This is a genomic window from Bradyrhizobium sp. SOJA106 (genome assembly GCF_059448745.1).
In genome coordinates, this window is record NZ_CM182549.1 from 8,043,075 (window position 1) to 8,064,524 (window position 21,450).

The window sequence follows — 21,450 nt, forward strand, 5'->3', positions numbered from 1 at the left end:
AGCGTGAGGCAATGACATAGCATCGCGCGCCTGCCGTAGGGTGAGCAGAGGCGCTCTTCGCGCCGTGCCCACCAAGCGGCGCATCGAACCAAAGACGTGGGCATGCTTCGCTTTGCCCACTCTACGAGTGCCCCTTCGCCATTCACTACGTTTGAGTTAAGGTCACCGCGTAACGCAATCTCTCCGGGTCACGTGACGCGACTGCTTCATCTCATCGTCGCATTTTTTCTCGTCGCGGGTGACACGGCGTTCGCCGCGCCATGCCAATTCGACACGCAGGGCGAGGGCCGCGTCGCGGGAATCACCGATGCACGCAGCGTGCGTCTCGACGACGGACGCGAAGTGCGCCTCACCGGGATCGAGGCGACCGCAACGACCAGGCAGGCGCTGACATCGCTGCTCACCGGCCGCGACGTGATCCTGCGCGGCAGTGACGACACGCCCGACCGCTATGGCCGGCAAGGTGCACTGGTGTTCATCGGCGAGAGCGAGGTCTCCGTGCAGGCCATGCTGCTCGCCCAGGGCGACGCTCTCGTCTCCGGCGAGATCACGGACAAGGACTGCGCGGCGGCCCTGACGGCGTCGGAGGCCGCCGCCCGGCGCCAAAAAATGGGCAGCTGGGCTGACCCGTCGGCCATAAAAAACGCGGAAAGTTCGGACGATATTTTGGCCGGGATCGGGCGCTTTATGGTGGTCGAAGGCAAAGTCCTGTCGGTCCGGCAAGCTGGGGCAATGACCTACCTCAACTTCGGGCGGAACTGGACACGCGGCTTCGCCGTGACTATTTCAAAGCGCGTGTTACCAACCTTTGAGGGCGCGGGGATCTCCCTTAAGTCCCTGGAGAATCGACGGATTCGAGTCAGGGGCTGGATTGAGGGGACGACGGGGCCGCGTATCGATGTGCGTCTCTTGGGACAGGTTGAATTGCTGGGCGCAAACGAGCCTACTGGGGTAAGGCCTTAACGGCCGGGCACGGGTTAATCGACGTGAATGGGGTGCTAGAACGGCACGGACGAGGTGATTGCCGCCGCCTGCGGGCTGCGCCGGCCGCGCTTTGCCTGGCGCTGGGCGGGCTCCTCGCTGGTTGCGGCGACATGAATCGGTTCCAGACCGCAGCCGCGCCGCCGACGGTCGCCCTGCCCAAGCCGAAGCCGGCCGTCGCGCAGACCCCCGCCACCGAGAAGGAGCACGAGCGCATCCTGGCGAGCTATGGCGGCACCTATGACGACCCCAAGCTCGAGGCGCTCGTCAGCAAGACTGTCGACCGGCTGGTCGCGGCGTCCGACCGACCCGACCAGGGCTACAAGGTCACCATCCTCAATTCCGGCGCGGTCAACGCCTTCGCGCTGCCGAACGGACAGCTTTATGTCACGCGCGGCCTGCTTGCGCTTGCGAGCGACACCTCGGAATTGTCCTCCGTGCTCAGCCACGAGATGGCGCATGTGCTGTCCAAGCACGCCGCCATGCGCGAGGACCAGGCGCGCCAGGCCGCGATCGTCACCCGTGTCGTCACCGACATGAGCAACGATCCCGATCTCACCGCGCTCGCCCTCGCCAAGACCAAGCTCACCATGGCGAGCTTCTCGCGCAACCAGGAGTTCGAGGCCGACGGCATCGGCGTCGGCATTTCCGCCAAGGCGCATTTCGATCCCTATGGTGCCGCGCGCTTCCTCTCGGCGATGGAGCGCAATGCCGAGCTGAAGGCCGGCAAGACCTCGCTCGATCCGCGCGCGCAGGATTTCACTTCATCGCATCCGGCTACCCCGGAGCGCGTGCAGAACGCGCAGGCCATCGCGCGGCAATATTCGGCACCCGAGGGCTCCGAGCGCGAGCGCGAGAGCTATCTCGCCGCGATCGACAACCTCGTCTACGGCGAGGACCCGAGCGAAGGCTTCGTTCGCGGCCGCAGATTCCTGCATCCCAAGCTCGGCTTCACCTTCCAGGCGCCTGATAATTTCACGCTCGACAACACCGCGCAGGCGGTGATCGGCGTACGCGACGGCGGCTCGCAGGCGATGCGCTTCGACGTCGTGCGCGTGCCGGCCGAGCAGTCGCTCGGCGACTACCTCAATTCCGGCTGGATGGAGGGCGTCGAGAAGGCTTCGACCGAGGACATCACGATCAACGGTTTTCCGGCCTCCTCCGTCACCGCGAAGGGCGACCAGTGGCAGTTCAAGGTCTACGCACTGCGCTTCGGCAGCGACGTCTACCGCTTCATCTTCGCGGCCCGGCAGAAATCGACCGAGAGCGAGCGCAACGCGCGCGAGACCGTCAACTCATTCCGCCGCCTGACGCTCGACGAGATCCAGGCTGCGCGCCCGCTGCGCATCAAGGTCATCACCGTGCAGCCGGGCGACACCGTGGAATCGCTGTCCCACCGCATGGCCGGCGTCGATCATCCGGCCGAACGCTTCCGCGTGCTGAACGGCCTCGACCGCACCGCGCAGGTGAAGGTCCGCGACCGCGTGAAGATCGTCGCGGATTGACCGGCGCTAAGCGCGCGTCATCTCGGGGCGCGCTACGCGAACCCCGATATCGAGCCACAAGTAGCTATGCGTTCCGCGCGCCGATCAGCGGCCCGCGTCCATATCGCCGGCCTCGCGCTGGCCGCTGAGCCAGAGCGCGAGCAAGGTCCAGAATGCGCCGGACAGCAGATACGCACCCGAGGCGATGACGCCGAGATTGGTGGCGAGCAGCAGCGCGACCAGCGGCGCAAAGCCCGCGCCGAACAGCCAGGCCATATCCGAGGTCAGCGCCGAGGCGGTGTAGCGATAGGCCTGGCGGAAATTCGAGGCGATCGCACCCGAGGACTGGCCGAACGACAGGCCGAGCAGGATGAAGCCGATCACCATGTAGATGGTCTCGCCGAACGCGCCGGCGTCGAGCAGCTGCGGGGCAAAGCCGCTGTAGATCGCGATCGCGATCGCCGAACCCATCAAGAGCGACTTGCGGCCAACACGGTCGGCGATGATGCCGGAGACCACGATCGCGGCGACGCCGAACACGGCGGCGACGATCTCGATGATCAGGAAGCGCACCGGGCTCTCGCGGGTGAACAGGAACACCCAGGACAGCGGAAACACAGTGACCATGTGGAACAGGGCGAAGCTCGCCAGCGGCGCGAAGGCGCCGAGCATGATGTTCTGGCCTTCCCGCGCAAACGTCTCGGAGATGCGCGAGGGCTGCAATTCGCGGGTCTCGAACAGGGAAGCGTATTCTTCCGTCGTCACCATGCGCAGCCGGGCGAACAGCGCCACGACGTTGATGGCGAAGGCAACGAAGAACGGATAGCGCCAGCCCCAGTCGAAGAAATCATCGGCCGAGAGGTTGCCGGCGAAATAGGCGAACAGTGCGCTCGCCACGATCAGCCCGAGCGGTGCGCCGAGCTGCGGCACCATCGCGTACCAGCCGCGCTTCGACGGCGGCGCGTTCAGCGCCAGTAGCGAGGCCATGCCGTCCCAGGCGCCACCCCAGGCCAGACCCTGCGCGATGCGCGCCAGCGCCAGCAGCCAGATCGCGGCGACGCCGATGTCGTGATAGCCGGGCAGGAAAGCGAGCGCCACGGTGGCGGTGCCGAGCAGGAACAACGCCGAGACCAGCTTGGCGGTCTTGCCGTAGCTCCGGTCGATGGTCATGAAAATCACGGTGCCGATCGGCCGGGCCATGAAGGCCAGCGCGAAGATCATGAAGGAATAGAGCGTGCCGGTCAGCTCGCTCGTGAACGGGAAGACCAGGCGCGGGAACACGATCACCGAGGCGATCGCGAACACGAAAAAGTCGAAGAATTCCGAGGTGCGGCCGATGATGACGCCGATGGCGATCTCGCCGGGACTGGCCTGGTCGTGGCCGTGCTCGCCCGAGTGGAGGTCTGCCATTGCGGGGGTCTGTGCCGTCGCCATTCGTGCGCCCTTAACGTCCTGAAAACCAAAGCCGACCGCCCGGCGGACGCCAGGCAATCTGGGCCTGTCTGACCCAACATCCCGCAGTGCAACATTGGACAAATTGTCCAATGTCCGGATTGTTGCGCCGCAGCTACCCGTTGGCCCCGCAAAGGAAACTCATTTTCAAAGGCTCGGCCCGTGTCTCGTCTCAAGATCCTGGCGCTACTACCCCTGGCAGTCGCGCTCAGCGGCTGCAACTATATCGTGCTGGCGCCAGCCGGCGACATCGCTGCCCAGCAGCGCGACCTCGTCATCATCTCCACCGTCCTGATGCTCCTGATCGTCGTCCCCGTGATGGCGCTGACGGTGCTGTTCGCCTGGCGCTACCGCCAGTCCAACACCTCGGCCCGCTATGAGCCGGAATGGGACCACTCGACCAAGCTCGAGCTGGTGATCTGGTCGGCGCCGCTTCTGATCATCGTCTGCCTGGGCGCGCTGACCTGGATGGGCACGCATCTGCTCGACCCCTATCGCACGCTCGGCCGCATCCATGCCGACCGCGCCATCGACCAGTCCAAGGCCCCGCTCGAGGTCGACGTCGTCGCGCTCGACTGGAAGTGGCTCTTCATCTATCCGGACTACGGCATCGCCACCGTCAACGACCTCGCCGCGCCGGTCGATCGTCCGATCAACTTCCGCATCACCGCCTCCTCGGTGATGAACTCGTTCTACATCCCCGCGCTCGCCGGCCAGATCTATGCGATGCCGGGCATGGAGACCAAGCTCCACGCCGTGGTGAATCACGCCGGCACCTACAAGGGCTTTTCCGCCAACTACAGCGGCGCCGGCTTCTCCGGCATGCACTTCAACTTCCAGGGCCTCGACGACAAGGGCTTTGATGCCTGGGTCGCGCAGGCCAGATCGGCCGGCGGCTCGCTCGGCCGCGCCGAATATCTCCAGCTCGAGAAGCCGAGCGAGAACGAGCCGGCGCGCCGCTACGGCACGGTCGATGCCGATCTCTACCGCCTGATCCTCAACATGTGCGTCGAGACCGGCAAGATGTGCCAGAGCGAGATGATGGCGATCGACGCCAAGGGCGGCAACGGCCATGAGGGCCTGAACAACACCCTGCCGCTCACCTACGACAAGTACGCCCGCCGCGGCACTCCGTTCGGACCCGAGCCGACCTTCGTCGCCGGTACCTGCACGCCGGATGCGCCGCAGGGCCAGACCACGGCGGCGATCAAGGCGCCGCTCGACACCGCGCCGCTGCTCGGCGCCGGCCTGAAGCGGCCGACTTTCACGCCGCTGAAGTCCTCGTCCTTCTTCCTCGGACAGCGTCCGAAGTCAGACTCCTAAAGAGATCCAGCATGTCTCCTGATCTTCTCAAGCTCATCTTCGGCCGCCTCGGCTTCGATTCGCTGCCGCTGCACGAGCCGATCCTCGTCGGCACCTTCGCGGTGGTGGCCCTCGGCGGCGTCACGCTGCTCGCCGGCCTGACCTACTTCCGCCTGTGGGGCTATCTGTGGCGTGAGTGGTTCACCACCGTGGACCACAAGCGCATCGGCATCATGTACATGATCCTCGGCATCGTGATGCTGTTGCGCGGTTTCGCAGACGCTCTTATGATGCGTGCGCAGCAGGCGATGGCGTTCGGCGGCTCCGAAGGGTTCCTGCCCGCCCATCACTACGACCAGGTCTTCACCGCCCACGGCGTGATCATGATCTTCTTCGTGGCGATGCCGCTGGTCACCGGCCTGATGAACTACGTCGTGCCGCTTCAGATCGGCGCGCGCGACGTGTCGTTCCCGTTTCTGAACAATTTCAGCTTCTGGATGACGGTCGGCGGCGCGGTGCTGGTGATGGCCTCGCTATTCATCGGCGAGTTCGCCCGCACCGGCTGGCTGGCTTATCCGCCGCTCTCCAACATCGGCTACAGTCCTGACGTCGGCGTCGACTATTACATCTGGGCGCTGCAAGTCGCCGGCGTCGGCACGACGCTATCGGGCATCAACCTGATCTGCACCATCGTCAAGTTGCGCTGCCCCGGCATGACCATGATGAAGATGCCGGTGTTCACCTGGACCTCGCTCTGCACCAACGTCCTGATCGTCGCCTCCTTCCCCGTGCTGACCGTCGTGCTCGCGCTGCTCTCGCTCGACCGCTACGTCGGCACTAACTTCTTCACGAACGATTTCGGCGGCAGCGCGATGATGTACGTGAACCTGATCTGGATCTGGGGTCACCCCGAGGTCTACATCCTGGTTCTCCCCGCCTTCGGCATCTTCTCCGAGGTGACCTCGACCTTCTCCGGCAAGCGCCTGTTCGGCTACACCTCGATGGTCTACGCCACGGTCGTCATCACCATCCTGTCGTACCTGGTCTGGCTTCACCACTTCTTCACGATGGGCTCGGGCGCCAGCGTCAACTCGTTCTTCGGCATCACCACGATGATCATCTCGATCCCGACGGGCGCGAAGATGTTCAACTGGCTGTTCACGATGTATCGCGGCCGCATCCGCTACGAGCTTCCGATGCTCTGGACGATCGCCTTCATGCTGACCTTCGTGATCGGCGGCATGACCGGCGTGCTGCTCGCGGTGCCGCCGGCCGACTTCGTGCTGCATAACAGCCTGTTCCTGATCGCCCACTTCCACAACGTGATCATCGGCGGCGTGGTGTTCGGTGCGTTCGCCGGCATCAACTACTGGTTCCCGAAGGCGTTCGGCTTCAAGCTCGATCCGTTCTGGGGCAAGCTGTCGTTCTGGTTCTGGGTCACCGGCTTCTACCTCGCCTTCATGCCGCTCTATGTGCTCGGCCTGATGGGCGTGACCCGCCGCCTGCGCGTGTTCGACGATCCGTCCCTGCAAATCTGGTTCGTCATCGCCGCGATCGGCGCCGGCCTCGTCTTCCTCGGCATCCTGTCCATGCTGATGCAGTTCGCGGTCAGCCTGCTCAAGCGCGAGCAGCTCAAGGACGTCACCGGCGATCCCTGGGATGCGCGCACGCTGGAATGGGCGACCTCCTCGCCGCCGCCGGACTACAACTTCGCCTTCACCCCCGTCGTTCACGACAATGACGCGTGGTGGGACATGAAGAAGCGCGGCTACCAGCGTCCGCTCTCCGGCTTCAAGCCGATCCATATGCCGAGCAGCACGGGCACCGGCATCATCCTCGCCGGCTTCGCCACCGCGATGGGATTCGGCCTGATCTGGTACATGTGGTGGCTGGCGGCCGCGAGTTTCATCGCGATGCTCGCCGTCGGCATCGGCCATACCTTCAACTACCACCGCGACTTCGACATTCCGGCTGAGGACGTCATCCGGACCGAGGACGCGCGCACCAAACTGCTCGCCGGAGCCAAGTAAATGACCATTGCTGTCAAACCCACCCAATCGGGCGAGCCGCTGTTCTATCTCGCCGACGAACACCCGCATCCGGAAGGCTACAGCACCTCGCTCGGCTTCTGGATCTACCTGATGAGCGACTGCCTCATCTTCGCGATCCTGTTCGCCACCTTCGGCGTGCTCGGCGGCAACTACGCCGCCGGCCCTGCGCCGAAGGACCTGTTCGACCTGAACCTGGTCGCGGTGAACACCTCGATGCTGCTGCTGTCGTCGATCACCTACGGCTTCGCCATGCTGACGATGCAGCAGAACAAGATCGCCCAGACCCAGATGTGGCTGGCGATCACCGGTCTGTTCGGCCTCGCCTTCATCGGCATCGAACTCACCGAGTTCGCCCACATGATCCATGAAGGCGCTACGCCTCAGCGCAGCGCCTTCCTGTCCGCCTTCTTCACCCTGGTCGGCACCCACGGCCTGCACGTCTCCTGCGGCCTGATCTGGCTGGTGACGCTGATGGTGCAGGTCTGGAAGTTCGGCCTGATCGAGGCCAACCGCCGTCGCCTGATGTGCCTGTCGATGTTCTGGCACTTCCTCGACGTGGTCTGGATCGGCGTCTTCACTTTCGTCTATCTCCTGGGAGTTCTGCGATGAGCACCGATACCCACGCAGCCGGCGCGCACGACCATCACCACGGCGACGGCCACGCCCACGGCACGTTCTCTACCTATATGCTCGGCTTCGTGCTCTCGGTCGTGTTGACCGCCATCCCGTTCTGGCTGGTGATGAGCGGTGCGCTGCCGAGCAAGCAAATCACCGCGCTCGTGATCATGGCGTTCGCGGTCGTGCAGATCGTCGTGCACATGATCTACTTCCTGCACATGAACACCACCTCCGAGAACGGCTGGAGCATGATGGCGCTGATCTTCACCATCGTCATGGTGGTGATCGCGCTGTCCGGTTCGCTGTGGGTGATGAACCACCTCAACAGCAACATGATGCCGGTCCACCAGATGACGGGAATGAAGTGAGCGACGCGGGGGCCGTGACGGGCAAGGCAAAGGGGAGGCGCGGCGAGGCTACGCGCCCCTCCCTGTGGCTCACGGCCATCTCGCTCGCGGCTTTCGTCGTTCTGATCGCGCTCGGCGTCTGGCAGGTCGAGCGACGCGCCTGGAAGCTGGCGCTGATCGACCGGGTTGAGCAGCGCGTCCATGCCCCGGTCCAGCCGATCCCCGCGCCGGCGTCATGGTCTGCGGTCACCGCCGCGAAGGACGAATACAGGCACGTCAGCCTTGCCGGCCGCTTCCTGCACGACCGCGAGACGCTGGTTCAGGCCGTGACCGAGGAAGGTCCGGGCTATTGGGTGCTGACGCCGCTTCAGCGCGATGACGGCACGCAGGTCCTGGTCAACCGCGGTTTCGTGCCGACCGAGCGGCGCGACGCATCGACGCGCCAGGCCGGCAATCCCGACGGCGAGGTCGAGATCACCGGCCTCCTGCGCATGACCGAGCCCAAGGGCGGATTCCTCCGAAACAACGTGCCTCAGCACAACCGCTGGTATTCGCGCGATGTCGCGGCGATTGCGGCCGCACGCGGCCTCACCAACGTCGCGCCCTTCTTCGTCGACGCCGACGCCGGATCACAAACCGCTGGCGGGCCGATCGGCGGATTGACCGTGATCCGCTTTCCCAATAACCACCTGATCTACGCGCTGACGTGGTTTGCCCTGGCCTTCATGCTGGCCGGCAAGCTTTTTGTCACATTCGGCGGCGGGCTGTTCCGCCGCAAGCGCTTCGTCCACGAACCGGCTGGCGGCCCCGATGCCGCCGCCCGCAGGACGGGATCAGATGCTGGAACGATCGTCGAACAGGCCTGACGACGGAACAACGCCGACACTTGCCGCTGGCGCCGTCACGCTGCGATCGCAGGCGGACGCGCGCGGCGAGCTGATCGGCGCTGCGCCGACCGATGACGAAACCAACCGCAAGAACATGGCGCTGCTGATCCAGCTGCGCTGGACCGCGGTGATCGGCCAGATCGTGACCATCGGCGGCGTGCATTTCTGGCTCGGCATTCCCCTGCCCCTGGAGCGAATGGGCGCGGTGATCGGTGCGCTGGTGCTGCTCAATGTATCCAGCCTGATCTGGGTGCGCCATCGCGCCGCGATCTCCAGCAACGAGCTGCTGGTCGCCTTGATGCTCGACGTCGCTGCGCTCACCGCGCAGCTCTACCTCAGCGGCGGCGCCACCAATCCTTTCACCTCGCTGTTCCTGCTCCAGGTGACGCTCGGCGCGGTGCTGCTCGATGCGCGTTCGACCTGGTCGCTGGTCGCCCTGACCTGCGCCAGTTTCGTCTGGCTGACGATCGCCTATCGCCCGCTCGACCTGCCGCCAAACCCGCTGAGCGAAACCTATACGCTCACCGTCGCCGGCATGCTGCTGGGCTTCGTGCTCAATGCGGTGTTGCTGGTTGTGTTCGTCACCCGCATCAACAGGAATCTGCGACAACGCGATGCGCATCTGGCGGCGCTCCGCCAGCACGCGGCCGAGCAGGACCACATCGTCCGCATGGGCCTGCTCGCCTCCGGCGCCGCGCATGAGCTCGGTACACCGCTGGCCTCGCTGTCGGTGATCCTCAGCGATTGGCGCCGCATGCCGGATCTTGCCGCCGACCAGGAGCTCGCCGAGGACCTCTCGGAAATGGAGACCTCGCTGCAGCGCTGCAAATCCATCGTCACGGGCATCCTGGTGTCGGCGGGCGAAGCGCGCGGCGAAGGCTCCTCGCCGACCACGGCGACGGCGTTCGTCACCGCGCTGGTCGAAGAATGGCGCGACGCGCGCTCGGCGCGGACGCTCTATTTCGTCAACACCTTCGGCGAGGACGTCGCGATCGTCTCCGACATCGCGCTGAAGCAGGTGATCTTCAACGTGCTCGACAACGCCTATGAGGTCTCGCGCGACTGGGTCGAGCTCGTGGCCGAGCGCGAGGGCGACAATCTGGTGCTGGCAATCAGCGACCGCGGCCCGGGCTTCGCGCCGGAGATGCTGGCGCAGCTCGGCAAGCCCTATCAGTCGAGCAAGGGCCGCGCCGGCGGCGGGCTTGGCCTATTCCTGGTGGTGAACGTCGTACGCAAGCTCGGTGGCACCGTGACCGCCGAGAACCACAGGAAGCGCGGCGCCACCGTGCGCCTGACGCTGCCGCTCGCAACGCTCGCGATCGGAGGCAAGTTTGACGCCTGACCGCTCGCTCATTGTCGTGGAGGATGATGCCGGCTTCGCGCGCACGCTGAAGCGCTCGTTCGAGCGCCGCGGCTACGAGGTTGTGCTGGCGGCATCGATCGAAGAGGTCCGCAAGGTGCTGGAGGAGCGATCCTTCGGCCATGCCGTGGTCGATCTCAAGCTCGGCGGCGCCTCGGGCCTCGCCTGCGTCGAGCTGCTGCATACGCACGATCCGGAGATGCTGATCGTGGTGCTGACAGGCTTTGCCAGCATCTCCACCGCCGTCGAAGCCATCAAGCTCGGGGCCTGCCACTATCTCGCCAAGCCCTCCAATACCGACGACATCGAGGCCGCTTTCAACAGGGCCGAAGGCAACGCCGAAGTCGCGCTGGACACGCGGCCGACCTCGATCAAGACGCTGGAATGGGAGCGCATCCACCAGACCCTGATCGAGACGGATTTTAATATTTCGGAGGCAGCGCGGCGATTGGGGATGCATCGCAGGACGCTGGCGAGGAAGCTCGAGAAGCGGCCGGTGAAATAGGCTATCGCGCAGCGCGGCCGAGCCCAGGATGGGCGAAGCGATATCCGGGCTGCAAAAATGACCGGCCTGCTTCTGCATCTCGCCTCGCGGCGTGACAGTTGAGGTCAACACCGTCCTGATCGAAGCGCGCATTGACCTCGATGCGGCAGAGCTTCACGCGCGAGATCAACTTGGTCATTTGTGCGAGAGCTGCCTTGCGCACCTGCCTTCTCCCGGTTCACGGGGACCGATGATCCCAGGCCGCTCACAAGCAAAAGCCCGGCCGAACGGCCGGGCTTTTGATGTGCTTGCGCGTAACGAAGCTGCTTACGCGGCCTCGTCAGCGACGGTGGTGTCGTCGCCATCGGTATCGTCGGTATCGCCCTCGGCATCCGTATCGGCCTCGCCCTCGGCAGCTTCGGCCTTGGCATTGGCGCGGCGCGGGCTCTTGGCGAGCTGAGCCTCGATCTCCTTGACCGCTTCGGTCTCGGTCGAGTGCTGCACCACCGCGATCTCGCGGGACAGACGGTCGAGCGCCGCTTCATAGAGCTGGCGTTCGCTGTAGGACTGCTCCGGCTGCGACTCCGAGCGGTAGAGGTCGCGCACGACCTCCGCGATCGCGACGATATCGCCCGAATTGATCTTCGCTTCGTATTCCTGGGCGCGGCGCGACCACATGGTGCGCTTGACGCGGGCGCGGCCCTTGAGCGTCTCCAGCGCCTTCTTGACCAGCGCGGGCTCGGACAGCTTGCGCATGCCGACATTGGCGACCTTTGCGGTCGGAACGCGCAGCGTCATCTTGTCCTTGATGAAGTTGATGACGAACAGCTCGAGCTTCGCGCCGGCGATCTCCTGCTCCTCGATGGCCAGGATCTGGCCGACGCCGTGAGCGGGATAGACCACGAATTCGTTGGCCTTGAAGCCCTGACGCTGGGTCACGACCTTCTTTTCCTCGACCTTCGGCGCAGCAGCGGCCTTCACGGGCGGCTTGGCGGCAGCGACCGGAGCCTTGGCAGGCGCAGCAGCAACGGGGGCCTTCGACGCGGCGGGCTTCGCAGCATGAGCCTTAACAGCAGCGGACTTGGCAGCAACAGGCTTGGAAACGGTCGCTTTCGCGGCCGGCTTGGCAGTCTTGTGAGGCATTGCGCTTCTTTTGTTCTTCGAGGACTTTGCAGCCGGCGCCTTCGTCGCGGTCCGACCCTTGGATGCGCTACGGCTGGCCGCGGCGACTTTTTTGGCCTCCTTATGGGAAGCCCTCGCTGAAGTACTCTTTTTACGCGTTTTCTGTGACACAGCCTGCGCGCGGAAACTGCCACGCCCCTGTTCGACATTTTGGTTTCACGGGAACCCAGAGGGGCCAACGGGGCTGACGGGGTTCGGCTCAATGTGCCCAATATAGCACATTTCCCGCAAAAATCAATGATTTAGGGGCTTTTACGACTGGTTTTCGGCGCCGACGAAGGTATTAGGGTTAAGTTTGGCCCTGATTCAGTCTCCGGAGCCGGGGTTCGGAGAAAAATATTTCTCGAACTTGCCATCCATCCCGTCGAACTCCTTGGCGTCGGCGGGTGATTCTTTCTTCTGGGTGATGTTCGGCCAGCTCTTGGCGTATTCGGCGTTGACCTCGAGCCACTTTTCCAGGCCCGGTTCCGTGTCCGGCTTGATGGCGTCGGCGGGGCATTCCGGCTCGCACACGCCACAATCGATGCACTCGTCCGGATGGATGACCAGCATGTTGTCACCCTCGTAAAAACAATCGACCGGGCAGACCTCGACGCAGTCGGTGTACTTGCACTTGATGCAGTTTTCAGTGACGACGTAAGTCATCCAACGCTCCGAAAAGCTCTTTTAAAAGTCGCGGCTTGCCTAGCGCGGATGGCCCGGCGCCGCAAGGTCGGGAAGGCCCGATCATGACCGCTTTATGTGATTGATCGACCAAGAAATGAATTGGGCGGCGCAATTAATTGCGTTTTGCTTCGCTCAGCTCCTCGTAGAGCACGCGCGCCGAGGCGGCATCGCCGCGGCGCTCGTTGAAGGCGATGACCTTCAACACGCGCACGGTGCGATCGAGCGCGATGGTGAGGACATCACCGATCTTGATCGCATGGCCTGGCGATTTTTCGCGCGCGCCATTGACGCGGACGTGGCCGGACTCGACGAGCTCGGCCGCGGAGGTGCGCGCCTTCACCACCCGCGCGTGCCACAGCCATTTGTCGATGCGCTGCCGGTCCGTCGTGGCTCTATTCCTTCTGACGCGCTCTCTTCACGCGAACCGCTCCGCACTTCGCTTGAAAACGCTATGCTACTCCTTCCGCCCCGACAGCTGCTCCTTCAGCGCGGCGAGCTTGGCGAAGGGCGAGTTCGGATCGATGGGACGATCGCGCTCGCGCCGGTCGGCGCTCGAGGCGTAGGGACGCAGCGAGGGACCGGACTCGCGGTCGCGACGATCGCGGCCCTTGTCGCGGTCGCGGCCGCCGCGGTGCTCGCGCTCGCCGGGCTTGCCCTTGTTGCGATCGCGATCCTTGCCCTCGAAGCGGCGGTTGTTGTCGCCCCGCTGCTCGCGGCGCTCGCCGCCCCCTTCGTCGCGGCCCTTGCGGAAATCCCTGCCATCCCGGCGATGACCGCCGTGACGATGACCCGGCTTCGCGCCTTCGGCGGCTCCGCCGGGCGCGGCGCTCGCTGCAGCGGGCGCGCTGCCCGCTTCAGCACCGGCCTGCGGGCGCACCTGGTTGTGGTGACGCTGATGGCGATGGCGCTCGTGGCGCGGCTTGCGATCCTCGTGACGGCCGCCGGGACGCCAGACCTCGACGAGCTCGGGCTCGGCAGGCGCAGCCGCATCTGCAGATGCGGCAGCTTCGGTTGCAGCGGCCTCGGCGGGCGCGGCTTCGAGGCCGCTTGCCTCAGTTGCCTCAGTGGGCGCAACGGCTTCTTCCGCCGGCGGCGCGATGCCCGGAGCGTCTTCGGGCGTGACGGGAGCCTCGGGTGAGGCTTCGACCGCCGGCTCCTCGTGCGCAGGCTCGTCGTGCTGCTCCATGCCGGGCGCGTCTTCAACGGTGACGGCTTCAGCAGAGGGCGTATCAGAGGCGGCTGCCTCGGCCGGCAGACGGGCGACGGCTTCAGCGGCGATCTCGGTCGAGGTCTCCGCGCTGCCTTCACTGGGCGGCGTTTCGGCTGCAACGGTCTCCGCAGCAGGCGCCGCCGGCTTCACCGGCAGCGGCGGGCGCTTCTCCATGCGATAGCCGAGCGCGCGCAGCACGGACGCAAAGTCCTCGCCGGCGGAGCCGGTGAGCGAGGTCATCGCCTGCGTCACCACGAAGCTGCGGCCGTCGAACGCGCCGGCGGGCTTTTCGCCGGGCGAGTTCTCGCGCCAGGCCAGCGCCGGGCGGATCAGATCGGCAAGACGCTCCAGGATGTCGACGCGCACGGCGCGCTCGCCAGCCTGCTTGTACCCGAGCACGCGATAGGCATCGCGCGGCAGAGATTTGTCGACCGGGAACGAGGTGCGGCCGGACGAAGCCAGATGCTGCGCGCCCGAAAGCGAGGACAGATCGACATTGTCCTGCTTCAGCGCCCAGAGCAGCGCGGCGAGCGCACGCGCGGCTGGCTTGAGCAGGCCGGGGAAATAGATGTGATAGGCGCCGAAGCGGACGCCGTATTTACGCAAGGTCGCGCGCGAGGGCTGATCGAGATCCTTCAGCTCGCTCGCGATCTTCGGGCGCTCGAGCACGCCGAGCGCCTCGACCAGCTGATAGGCGATGCCCCGGGCAATGCCGGTGACGTCCTCGGCCTTCGACAGCTCGAACATCGGGCCGAGCAGCTTTTCGATATGCGTCTTGAGCCAGAGCTCGAGCCGGGCCTGCACCTTCTCGCGGGGGCCGCCGGTGAGGCGCTCGTCGGAGATGATGCGGATGCGCGGATGCAGCGCGTCGTCCGCGGCAGACAGCCGCGCCACGGCATCGCCGGTCCAGCGGATGATGCCTTCCGAGGTCAGCACGAATTGGTCATCCGGCGCATTGCCCAATTTCTCGGCGCGCGCATTGATCTCGCCGGCGAGCACCGCTTGCGCTGCAGCCTGCAAGGCTTTCGCATCGGAGCCGGCCTCCGCCGCATCCGGTGCAAAGGTGAAGCCATCGAGGCGGCCGATGACATGGCCTTCGACGATGACTTCGCCGGTCTTGCCGATTTCAGTATTCAAGCTCGTGTTCTCCCGGAGGCGGCGCATCAATACACTGGTCCGGCGATCAACGAAACGCTCAGTCAAGCGTTCATGGAGCGCATCCGATAATTTATTTTCGACCTCCCGCGCGATCCCCTGCCAGCGTTCGGGGTCTTTCAGCCAGTCCGGGCGGTTGGCAACGAAGGTCCAGGTGCGGATCTGCGCGATCCGGGCCGACAGCGTATCGATATCACCGTCGATGCGGTCGGCCTGGTCGACCTGGGCTGCGAACCAGGAATCGGGGATGCAGCCCTTCTGCATCAGGAAGCCGTAGAGCGTCGTCACCAGCTCGGCATGGGCGGCCGGCGACAGCTTTCGGTAATCGGGGACCTGGCAGGCCTCCCAGAGCCGCTCCACGGCGGCCTTGCCATGCGCGATATCGCGCACCTCGACGTCGCGGGCGGCATGGTCGAGCACGCGCATGTCCTCGGCAACAGGGGCGCGCGTCAGCGCGTCATGGCCGGGGGCAAGGTTCAGCGACACCTGGAGCGCGCCGAGCGAGGAGAAATCCAGCTTCGAGTTGCGCCATTGCAGCATCTTCACGACATCGAAGGTGTGGTTCTGGAGCGCGTTGACGAGCTCGGGCTCGAACGGCGCGCAGCGCCCTGTCGTACCAAAGGTGCCGTTGCGCGTGGCGCGGCCGGCGCGGCCGGCGATCTGCGCGAACTCGGCCGGGGTCAGGCGGCGGAACTGGTAGCCGTCGAACTTGCGGTCGGAGGCGAAGGCGACGTGGTCGACGTCGAGATTGAGGCCCATGCCGACCGCGTCGGTGGCGACGAGATAGTCGACATCGCCGTTCTGGAACATCGCCACCTGCGCATTGCGCGTGCGCGGCGAGAGCGAGCCCAGAACGACGGCAGCGCCGCCATGCTGGCGGCGGATCAGCTCGGCGATGGCGTAGACCTCGTCGGCGGAGAAGGCGACGATGGCGGTGCGGCGCGGCTGGCGTGTGATCTTGCGATCGCCGGCGAATTCGAGGCTGGACAGGCGCGGCCGCGTGATCATGGAGGCGCCGGGCAACAGCCGCTCGACGATTGGGCGCATCGTCGCGGCCCCTAACAGCAGCGTCTCGTCGCGGCCGCGGCGATTGAGGATGCGGTCGGTGAAGACGTGGCCGCGTTCGAGATCGGAGGCGATCTGGATCTCGTCGACGGCGAGGAAGGAGACGTCGATGTCGCGCGGCATCGCCTCGACGGTGGAGACCCAATAGCGCGGATTCTTCGGCTTGATCTTCTCCTCGCCCGTGACCAGCGCGACGCTCTCGACACCCGCGCGGTCGGCGATCTTGTTGTAGACCTCGCGCGCCAAGAGGCGCAGCGGCAGCCCGATCATGCCCGAGGGATGCGCCAGCATCCGCTCGATGGCAAGATGGGTCTTGCCGGTGTTGGTCGGCCCGAGCACCGCAGTGACGCCAGCGCCGGGCGCGCGCTCGGAAGCGAAGGGGGAGGAAGAGGAGGCCATGTCTATCGGATTAGGTAATGGCGATTTGGGCGAATGTCAGTGCTGGATGGGGCGAGCTGGGGGCTGATGCCTGTCGGCTACGCCTCCGGTCGCTGCGCTGCTGCGCCACCCTCCGCTGTCATGCCCCGGCTTGACCGGGGCATCCAGCACGCCGCAGCCTGCCCGCTCAATCACATCCGCCTCGGCGGACTGGATCGCCCGGTCAAGCCGGGCGATCACACCGGGCGTGTCGGAGCCGCCTTCCCAAACCTCGCGCAACTGTCTCACTTTGCGACGCTTTTCCCGTTCTCTTTAAGCTTCGGAACGACTCTAGAACGAATCGCGGCCGAATCGCTGACTCCCCGTTGAGTCCTGTTACGTTCACGCAACATGTCGCGGGACTCGTTTTGCGTGTGCACTAGATGGAGTTTTGGTGTGCCGCACAAGCGACGATTTGAGGACGCAAAGGCTTAAGTTGGGGACGGCGCCGAGTCGAATCAGAATCGGGGCGGAGTCAAACGGATTCGCAATTCTCGAGCCCTCGAAACAAAAATCGAAAACAACCCCATGCACAGTAGCCGCGCCTCGCGCCCATCTGGCGGGGTGGCGGCGGTTAAGAGGTTGAGATAGCTGGTGTTCTTACCCTGCCCTGGAGGGGGAGGGTGGGCAGCGGGAACTACTGCGTCTTCGCCACGCGCGGGGGCTGGGGCGAGGTGATGAAGCTGGTGGCTTCCAGCATCGCCGGCCCCAAGGGGGTCGGAACCTTCAGCCAGAACGGGACCAGGATTCGCGTGCCCGCCACCGGGGCGAACGCGATCTCGATATTGCGCTGGGCGGCCAGATATTTGATCACGGGGCGGTCGGGGATGTAGCCGGCGACGGGCACGAAATAGAGCGCGCAGACCACGACGGGGCCCCTGTACCCCTTCTCCGCCTTCACCGTCTCCATGCGCTTGAAATCGAGCTTGAGGTCGTAGCGCATGCGGCCGTCGAACACGGGGGCGGCGTTGTGGCAGGCCTCGGGCGTGACAGGATCGCCGGTGCCGGGCACGCGGAGCAGCGAGGCCGTCATCGGGTCCCAGACGCCGCGGCGATGCGCGTCGGTGACGACGATGCGGTCAGGATCGACCGGCGGCTCCGGCACGATGCCGAACTCCTTCACATTGCCCTTGTCGAGCGTGATGCGGATCTCTTCGGTCTTCTTCGAGGTGGTGGTGGAGGCCTGGTAGCCGGTCGCAACCAGCGCGCCGTTGACGACGCGCCCCTGCGAGGCGCCGGTGCCGGACCCGCCCGCGAACGATTTCAAGAGTCCCGTGGTGCCGCCACTGGCCGCGGCCGCGAACACGTCGTCGCCGATATCGATGTTCCAGGCGCCCTTGCCGACGGGAATGCCCGCCAGCGTCGCCTCATATTGCGCCTCGAGCTTGCCCTGCGCCGCCACCGGCTCGGCGCCCCACGCGAGCGCGAGCCCGCAAAGGGCCGCGAAGGCCAGCCGGCGAGCCGAGCGCGGCCGGGACGCAAGTCGGGGAAGTCTCAGCACGAAACGATCCAATCGGGGCGCGACGGCTGTTACTTAAGCCAAAAACCGCGGCGCACAATGTGTCCGGGCATCTCAAGCCTGGAACTTGAGCCGACTCTTCAAGCCCGATTGCGCCCTTTATGTGATGGTAAGGGGTTTCAATCATTGCCGTTTTGGTGATCGGGGGGGTGGCAAGCTCTTGCCACTTGTTCCCCTGTCATGCCCCGGCTTGACCGGGGCATCCAGTACCCCGCGGGGCCCTCGACTCCAACCACCGCCTCGGAGTACCGGATCGCCCGGTCAAGCCGGGCGATGACACCGAGGCTGGGCATAGTGCGCGCCCCCAAAACCCCGCCCAAAACCTTGACGTCCCGCCCCTTCCCCCCTATACGTCCGCCCGCTCCCTGCAAGGACAGAGAATTTGCCCCTGTGGCGCCCCGAATGGCGGCCGCAACTCATTGGGGGCTCGAACCAAGGATAATGCCATGTCTCGCCGCTGCGAACTGACGGCCAAGGGCCCCCTCGTCGGCCACAAGGTCAGCCACTCCAACATCAAGACCAAGCGCCGCTTCCTGCCGAACCTCGTCAACGTGACGTTCATCTCGGAAGCCCTCGGCCGTAACGTGCGCCTGCGCGTCTCCACCAACGCGGTCAAGAGCGTCGACCACAATGGCGGCCTCGATGCCTATCTGCTCAAGGCCAACACCGATGCGCTCTCCCCGCGCGCGGTCGAGCTGAAGCGCGCCATCCAGAAAAAGGTCGGCGACACTCAGCCTGCGAAGAAGGCCAGCTAAGAATTTTGGAATCGGGCGGGGGCTAAGTTGCGTCGCGTGGCGTAGGCTTAGCCAGTTGAGTTTTGCGTTGCGGCCGGATCGAAAGATCCGGCCGCTTTTGTTTTGGTATCGATAGCTGCGCTGAAAGTTCAATTGCAGATTGAACGATAGATGTCCAAGATGATTGGCAGGGGCTTACGGGCAGAGTTGTTATCGCGCATCGCCATATAAGACAAAGATGCCAAATCTCGATTGCTTCCTGAGCAATCGTAATGCGACGAGTGTTTGACCAGTGAATGCTCGGTGATCGCATAGGAGTGCCTGTAAGCCCCTTCTTATTGGGGGCCGAGTGTCATTACTGCTCAAGCTTAAAACAGCGAAATCATTGGACGATATCGCGAGCCTGTTAGGGTACCAACCGCAGGGGCTCGCCTACATCCTTTACAAGATTCCCGAGTCTGTGAAGTACACGACTTTCACCATAGCGAAGCGCAGCGGAGGGCTGCGCGAGATCAAGGCTCCCATTCCACATCTGAAGATTTTGCAGCGGAGATTGGCCAACCTGCTCAACAGCTGCCTGGGCGAAATAGAGAATGCGGGAGAGCGACGTCGGCCGATTTCGCATGGCTTCGTTCCTTCTCTATCCATCATTACCAATGCATCGGTTCACAAGCGACGTCGCTAAAGCGCAGAAAAGAAGAGGCACTCCACGGCTACGCGAAAGCTTTTTCACAAGTTCTTGTTCTACAAAAATTTCGTCGCTCTCGAAAGGCCGCTCATAATCACCGAAGGGAAGACCGACTCGATTTACTTGAGATGCGCGATACGAAGCCTCTCGTCTTTTCATGGAAAGCTTACAATCGATCGAGGCAGCAAGCCCCGGCTAAGCGTCAGCTTCCTTAACTTCACAAGCACCGTTCACGACGTTCTTCAGCTTGGAGGGGGTACCGGTGATTTCAAATTTCTAATGCTTCGATACAAGCAATTGCTTGATGAGTTCAAACACGCGCCGCTCATTCATCCGGTAATACTCCTGATCGACAACGACGATGGCGCAAGAGAAATCTTTAGCGTTGCGAAGCAACTCGGGGGCGCGGACGTATCCTTGGTATCCAGGGCAGCGTTCTACCGTATTTATGCAAATCTCTATTTGATCAAGACGCCGGAAGGGACCAGTCAAAATCCAAAAACCTGCATTGAAGACCTCTTTGATTTATCCGTTCGCAACACCCTACTCGGCGGAAAGAGCTTCGACCCGGACAAGAAGCACAATGAGGAAGGAAAATACGGCAAGGCTCACTTTGCGGAGAGAGTGATCCGGCCACAATCAACCGATATCGACTTTTCAAAATTCGAAATACTCTTAGACCGCATAGTCGCGGTGATCGAGGACTACGCGTCCGCGAAAGGCATTTGATGCCCAAGGTTTCTTACGTCGCTTACATCGATGAATCAGGAGATGATGGCGTCGCTAGCGTTCGTCCTATTGACCCGACAGGGGCAAGCGAGTGGTTCGTCTTGTCTGCACTAGTAGTTCGAGCAGAAGCACAGCGAGAGACCGTTTGGGTTCGCGATATTCTCAAGCAGATTCGCCTAGAGCAGCGCCGAACTCTACATTTCCAACCGCTTGACGATTGGAGACGTACCTTGGTTTGCGCCAACATCGCGACCTTGCCTGTTCGCTGCTTTGCAGTGATCTCGAACAAGGCCAATATGCATGGCTATCGAAACAAGAAGGCTGAAGCTGCCTCGGCCATTGCTGGCAGAACTTGGTTTTATTGGTGGGTAACGAGGCTGCTGCTCGGGCGCGTAAGCGACTATTGCGAGCGTCGCGCACTGAGAGATTATGGCGAGCCTCGTACCGTTAGGCTCGAGTTCGCCAGACGAAGGGGCTTAAGATACGCTCATCTACGAGCTTATCTTTATTGGCTACGGACGCAGTCCCAAGCAGGAGAGCTTTACCTACAACGTGGCGACCTCAAATGGTCGGTTATCGATCCGATCAACCAAGTTGCCGCCTACGACAGCAGCGAACGCGCAGGATTGCAATTGAGCGATTCAATCGCCTCAGCATTCTATCAATCGGTAAATGGGCCCTCTCCGGATATTTCATACGCACTCGCGCTAAAGCCGCGCATGGCACGTAGACCGGACGGTCAAATATTCGACTATGGGCTCAAGCTAATGCCCAGCGGTTACCTGCGGCGAGCAGGCTTGCAACAACGCAAGATATTCGAACTGTACAAATAGAGAGGCAGGCCCCCGGCCCCTGAGGACACCGCTGGAGTTGCAGACTCACCAGCGTGGTGAGACATCCATGCGGCTGTCACGCGAAGCGTGACTCGGGGTTATTCCGGCATTGCCTGCCAGCGTCTTTTTTAGTCGATTCTATACGCCTTTTTCAAGCACTTAATAACCCGTTGATAAGAAGCATCTTTTACGCACAAACTTAGTCCGAACTTCCCCGCCTTACTCGCTCCGGTAGCATCACCCGGAGGCGCATCCCGCGGAGCACGCGCACGACACTGACCGCAAC

General features: G+C 63.7%; 19 protein-coding genes. 13 read left to right on the forward strand and 6 right to left on the reverse strand.

Going from position 1 to position 21,450, the window contains the following annotated elements:
• Positions 1–102 precede the first annotated feature (102 nt).
• Positions 103–963: a thermonuclease family protein gene (locus tag AC5V87_RS38015; protein ID WP_495369515.1), complete on the forward strand. Its 861-nt coding sequence runs from the start codon at positions 103–105 to the stop codon at positions 961–963.
• Between the two features lie 131 nt (positions 964–1,094).
• Positions 1,095–2,486: a M48 family metalloprotease gene (locus tag AC5V87_RS38020; RefSeq protein ID WP_495369516.1), complete on the forward strand. Its 1,392-nt coding sequence runs from the start codon at positions 1,095–1,097 to the stop codon at positions 2,484–2,486.
• An 84-nt stretch (positions 2,487–2,570) separates the two neighbouring features.
• Here AC5V87_RS38020 and AC5V87_RS38025 read toward each other — a convergent pair whose 3' ends face one another.
• Positions 2,571–3,899 (reverse strand): MFS transporter, encoded by a 1,329-nt coding sequence (locus tag AC5V87_RS38025; RefSeq protein WP_495369517.1) that lies wholly within the window; start codon positions 3,897–3,899, stop codon positions 2,571–2,573.
• A gap of 180 nt (positions 3,900–4,079) precedes the next feature.
• Here AC5V87_RS38025 and cyoA point away from each other — a divergent pair, with 180 nt between their 5' ends.
• The 7 genes from cyoA to AC5V87_RS38060 are packed head-to-tail and all read left to right on the forward strand — an operon-like array spanning position 4,080 to position 10,987.
• Positions 4,080–5,240: a ubiquinol oxidase subunit II gene (cyoA, locus tag AC5V87_RS38030; protein WP_495369518.1), complete on the forward strand. Its 1,161-nt coding sequence runs from the start codon at positions 4,080–4,082 to the stop codon at positions 5,238–5,240.
• An 11-nt stretch (positions 5,241–5,251) separates the two neighbouring features.
• Positions 5,252–7,249 carry a cytochrome o ubiquinol oxidase subunit I gene (cyoB, locus tag AC5V87_RS38035; protein WP_495369519.1) on the forward strand — a complete coding sequence of 666 codons (1,998 nt, stop codon included), beginning with the start codon at positions 5,252–5,254 and terminating at the stop codon, positions 7,247–7,249.
• The gene (cyoC, locus tag AC5V87_RS38040; protein ID WP_456842052.1) at positions 7,250–7,879 is read left to right on the forward strand and encodes a cytochrome o ubiquinol oxidase subunit III; all 630 of its coding nucleotides are present in this window, start codon (positions 7,250–7,252) and stop codon (positions 7,877–7,879) included. It begins immediately after the preceding gene.
• Positions 7,876–8,256, forward strand: coding sequence for a cytochrome o ubiquinol oxidase subunit IV (gene cyoD / locus AC5V87_RS38045; protein WP_456842051.1), 381 nt, complete (start codon positions 7,876–7,878; stop codon positions 8,254–8,256). Before cyoC ends, cyoD begins: the two co-directional genes overlap by 4 nt.
• On the forward strand, positions 8,253–9,101 hold the full coding sequence (locus AC5V87_RS38050) for an SURF1 family protein (RefSeq protein ID WP_495369520.1): 849 nt from the start codon (positions 8,253–8,255) through the stop codon (positions 9,099–9,101). Before cyoD ends, AC5V87_RS38050 begins: the two co-directional genes overlap by 4 nt.
• The gene (locus tag AC5V87_RS38055) at positions 9,073–10,464 is read left to right on the forward strand and encodes an ATP-binding protein (protein WP_495369521.1); all 1,392 of its coding nucleotides are present in this window, start codon (positions 9,073–9,075) and stop codon (positions 10,462–10,464) included. The genes AC5V87_RS38050 and AC5V87_RS38055 overlap by 29 nt, the downstream gene beginning before the upstream one ends.
• Positions 10,454–10,987 (forward strand): response regulator transcription factor, encoded by a 534-nt coding sequence (locus AC5V87_RS38060; protein WP_027565016.1) that lies wholly within the window; start codon positions 10,454–10,456, stop codon positions 10,985–10,987. Before AC5V87_RS38055 ends, AC5V87_RS38060 begins: the two co-directional genes overlap by 11 nt.
• A 306-nt stretch (positions 10,988–11,293) precedes the next feature.
• Here the strand turns inward: AC5V87_RS38060 and AC5V87_RS38065 are convergent, their stop codons facing one another.
• The 5 genes from AC5V87_RS38065 to AC5V87_RS38085 all read right to left on the reverse strand — a co-directional run bounded on the left by AC5V87_RS38065 (position 11,294) and on the right by AC5V87_RS38085 (position 18,159).
• Entirely contained in the window at positions 11,294–12,109 is an 816-nt protein-coding gene (locus AC5V87_RS38065; RefSeq protein WP_495369522.1) for a CarD family transcriptional regulator, read from the reverse strand.
• A 345-nt stretch (positions 12,110–12,454) separates the two neighbouring features.
• Positions 12,455–12,793, reverse strand: a complete 339-nt coding sequence (fdxA, locus tag AC5V87_RS38070) for a ferredoxin FdxA (protein ID WP_456842047.1) — start codon at positions 12,791–12,793, stop codon at positions 12,455–12,457.
• 133 nt (positions 12,794–12,926) lie between these two features.
• Complete coding sequence (locus AC5V87_RS38075; RefSeq protein ID WP_495369523.1) at positions 12,927–13,157, reverse strand: S4 domain-containing protein; 231 nt, start codon at positions 13,155–13,157, stop codon at positions 12,927–12,929.
• Between the two features lie 111 nt (positions 13,158–13,268).
• The gene (locus tag AC5V87_RS38080) at positions 13,269–16,643 is read right to left on the reverse strand and encodes a helicase-related protein (RefSeq protein ID WP_495369524.1); all 3,375 of its coding nucleotides are present in this window, start codon (positions 16,641–16,643) and stop codon (positions 13,269–13,271) included.
• 655 nt (positions 16,644–17,298) lie between these two features.
• Complete coding sequence (locus AC5V87_RS38085) at positions 17,299–18,159, reverse strand: DUF3108 domain-containing protein (protein WP_456843509.1); 861 nt, start codon at positions 18,157–18,159, stop codon at positions 17,299–17,301.
• Between the two features lie 467 nt (positions 18,160–18,626).
• Here AC5V87_RS38085 and rpmB point away from each other — a divergent pair, with 467 nt between their 5' ends.
• The 4 genes from rpmB (at position 18,627) to AC5V87_RS38105 (ending at position 21,164) form a co-directional block, all read left to right on the forward strand.
• Complete coding sequence (rpmB, locus tag AC5V87_RS38090; RefSeq protein ID WP_495369525.1) at positions 18,627–18,935, forward strand: 50S ribosomal protein L28; 309 nt, start codon at positions 18,627–18,629, stop codon at positions 18,933–18,935.
• 328 nt (positions 18,936–19,263) lie between these two features.
• Positions 19,264–19,599, forward strand: a complete 336-nt coding sequence (locus AC5V87_RS38095; RefSeq protein WP_495369526.1) for a hypothetical protein — start codon at positions 19,264–19,266, stop codon at positions 19,597–19,599.
• Between the two features lie 300 nt (positions 19,600–19,899).
• Positions 19,900–20,331, forward strand: coding sequence for a hypothetical protein (locus tag AC5V87_RS38100; protein WP_495369527.1), 432 nt, complete (start codon positions 19,900–19,902; stop codon positions 20,329–20,331).
• Positions 20,331–21,164, forward strand: a complete 834-nt coding sequence (locus AC5V87_RS38105) for a DUF3800 domain-containing protein (protein ID WP_495369528.1) — start codon at positions 20,331–20,333, stop codon at positions 21,162–21,164. The genes AC5V87_RS38100 and AC5V87_RS38105 overlap by 1 nt, the downstream gene beginning before the upstream one ends.
• The last annotated feature ends 286 nt before the right edge of the window (positions 21,165–21,450 follow it).

Bases quoted from the DNA above. Each gene is read 5' to 3' on its own strand.
- AC5V87_RS38015 (WP_495369515.1), top strand. From the start codon at position 103: ATGCTTCGCTTTGCCCACTCTACGAGTGCCCCTTCGCCATTCACTACG.
- AC5V87_RS38020 (WP_495369516.1), top strand. From the start codon at position 1,095: ATGAATCGGTTCCAGACCGCAGCCGCGCCGCCGACGGTCGCCCTGCCC.
- AC5V87_RS38025 (WP_495369517.1), bottom strand. From the start codon at position 3,899: ATGGCGACGGCACAGACCCCCGCAATGGCAGACCTCCACTCGGGCGAG.
- cyoB (WP_495369519.1), top strand. From the start codon at position 5,252: ATGTCTCCTGATCTTCTCAAGCTCATCTTCGGCCGCCTCGGCTTCGAT.
- cyoC (WP_456842052.1), top strand. From the start codon at position 7,250: ATGACCATTGCTGTCAAACCCACCCAATCGGGCGAGCCGCTGTTCTAT.
- cyoD (WP_456842051.1), top strand. From the start codon at position 7,876: ATGAGCACCGATACCCACGCAGCCGGCGCGCACGACCATCACCACGGC.
- AC5V87_RS38055 (WP_495369521.1), top strand. From the start codon at position 9,073: ATGCTGGAACGATCGTCGAACAGGCCTGACGACGGAACAACGCCGACA.
- AC5V87_RS38065 (WP_495369522.1), bottom strand. From the start codon at position 12,109: ATGCCTCACAAGACTGCCAAGCCGGCCGCGAAAGCGACCGTTTCCAAG.
- fdxA (WP_456842047.1), bottom strand. From the start codon at position 12,793: ATGACTTACGTCGTCACTGAAAACTGCATCAAGTGCAAGTACACCGAC.
- AC5V87_RS38080 (WP_495369524.1), bottom strand. From the start codon at position 16,643: ATGGCCTCCTCTTCCTCCCCCTTCGCTTCCGAGCGCGCGCCCGGCGCT.
- rpmB (WP_495369525.1), top strand. From the start codon at position 18,627: ATGTCTCGCCGCTGCGAACTGACGGCCAAGGGCCCCCTCGTCGGCCAC.
- AC5V87_RS38105 (WP_495369528.1), top strand. From the start codon at position 20,331: ATGCCCAAGGTTTCTTACGTCGCTTACATCGATGAATCAGGAGATGAT.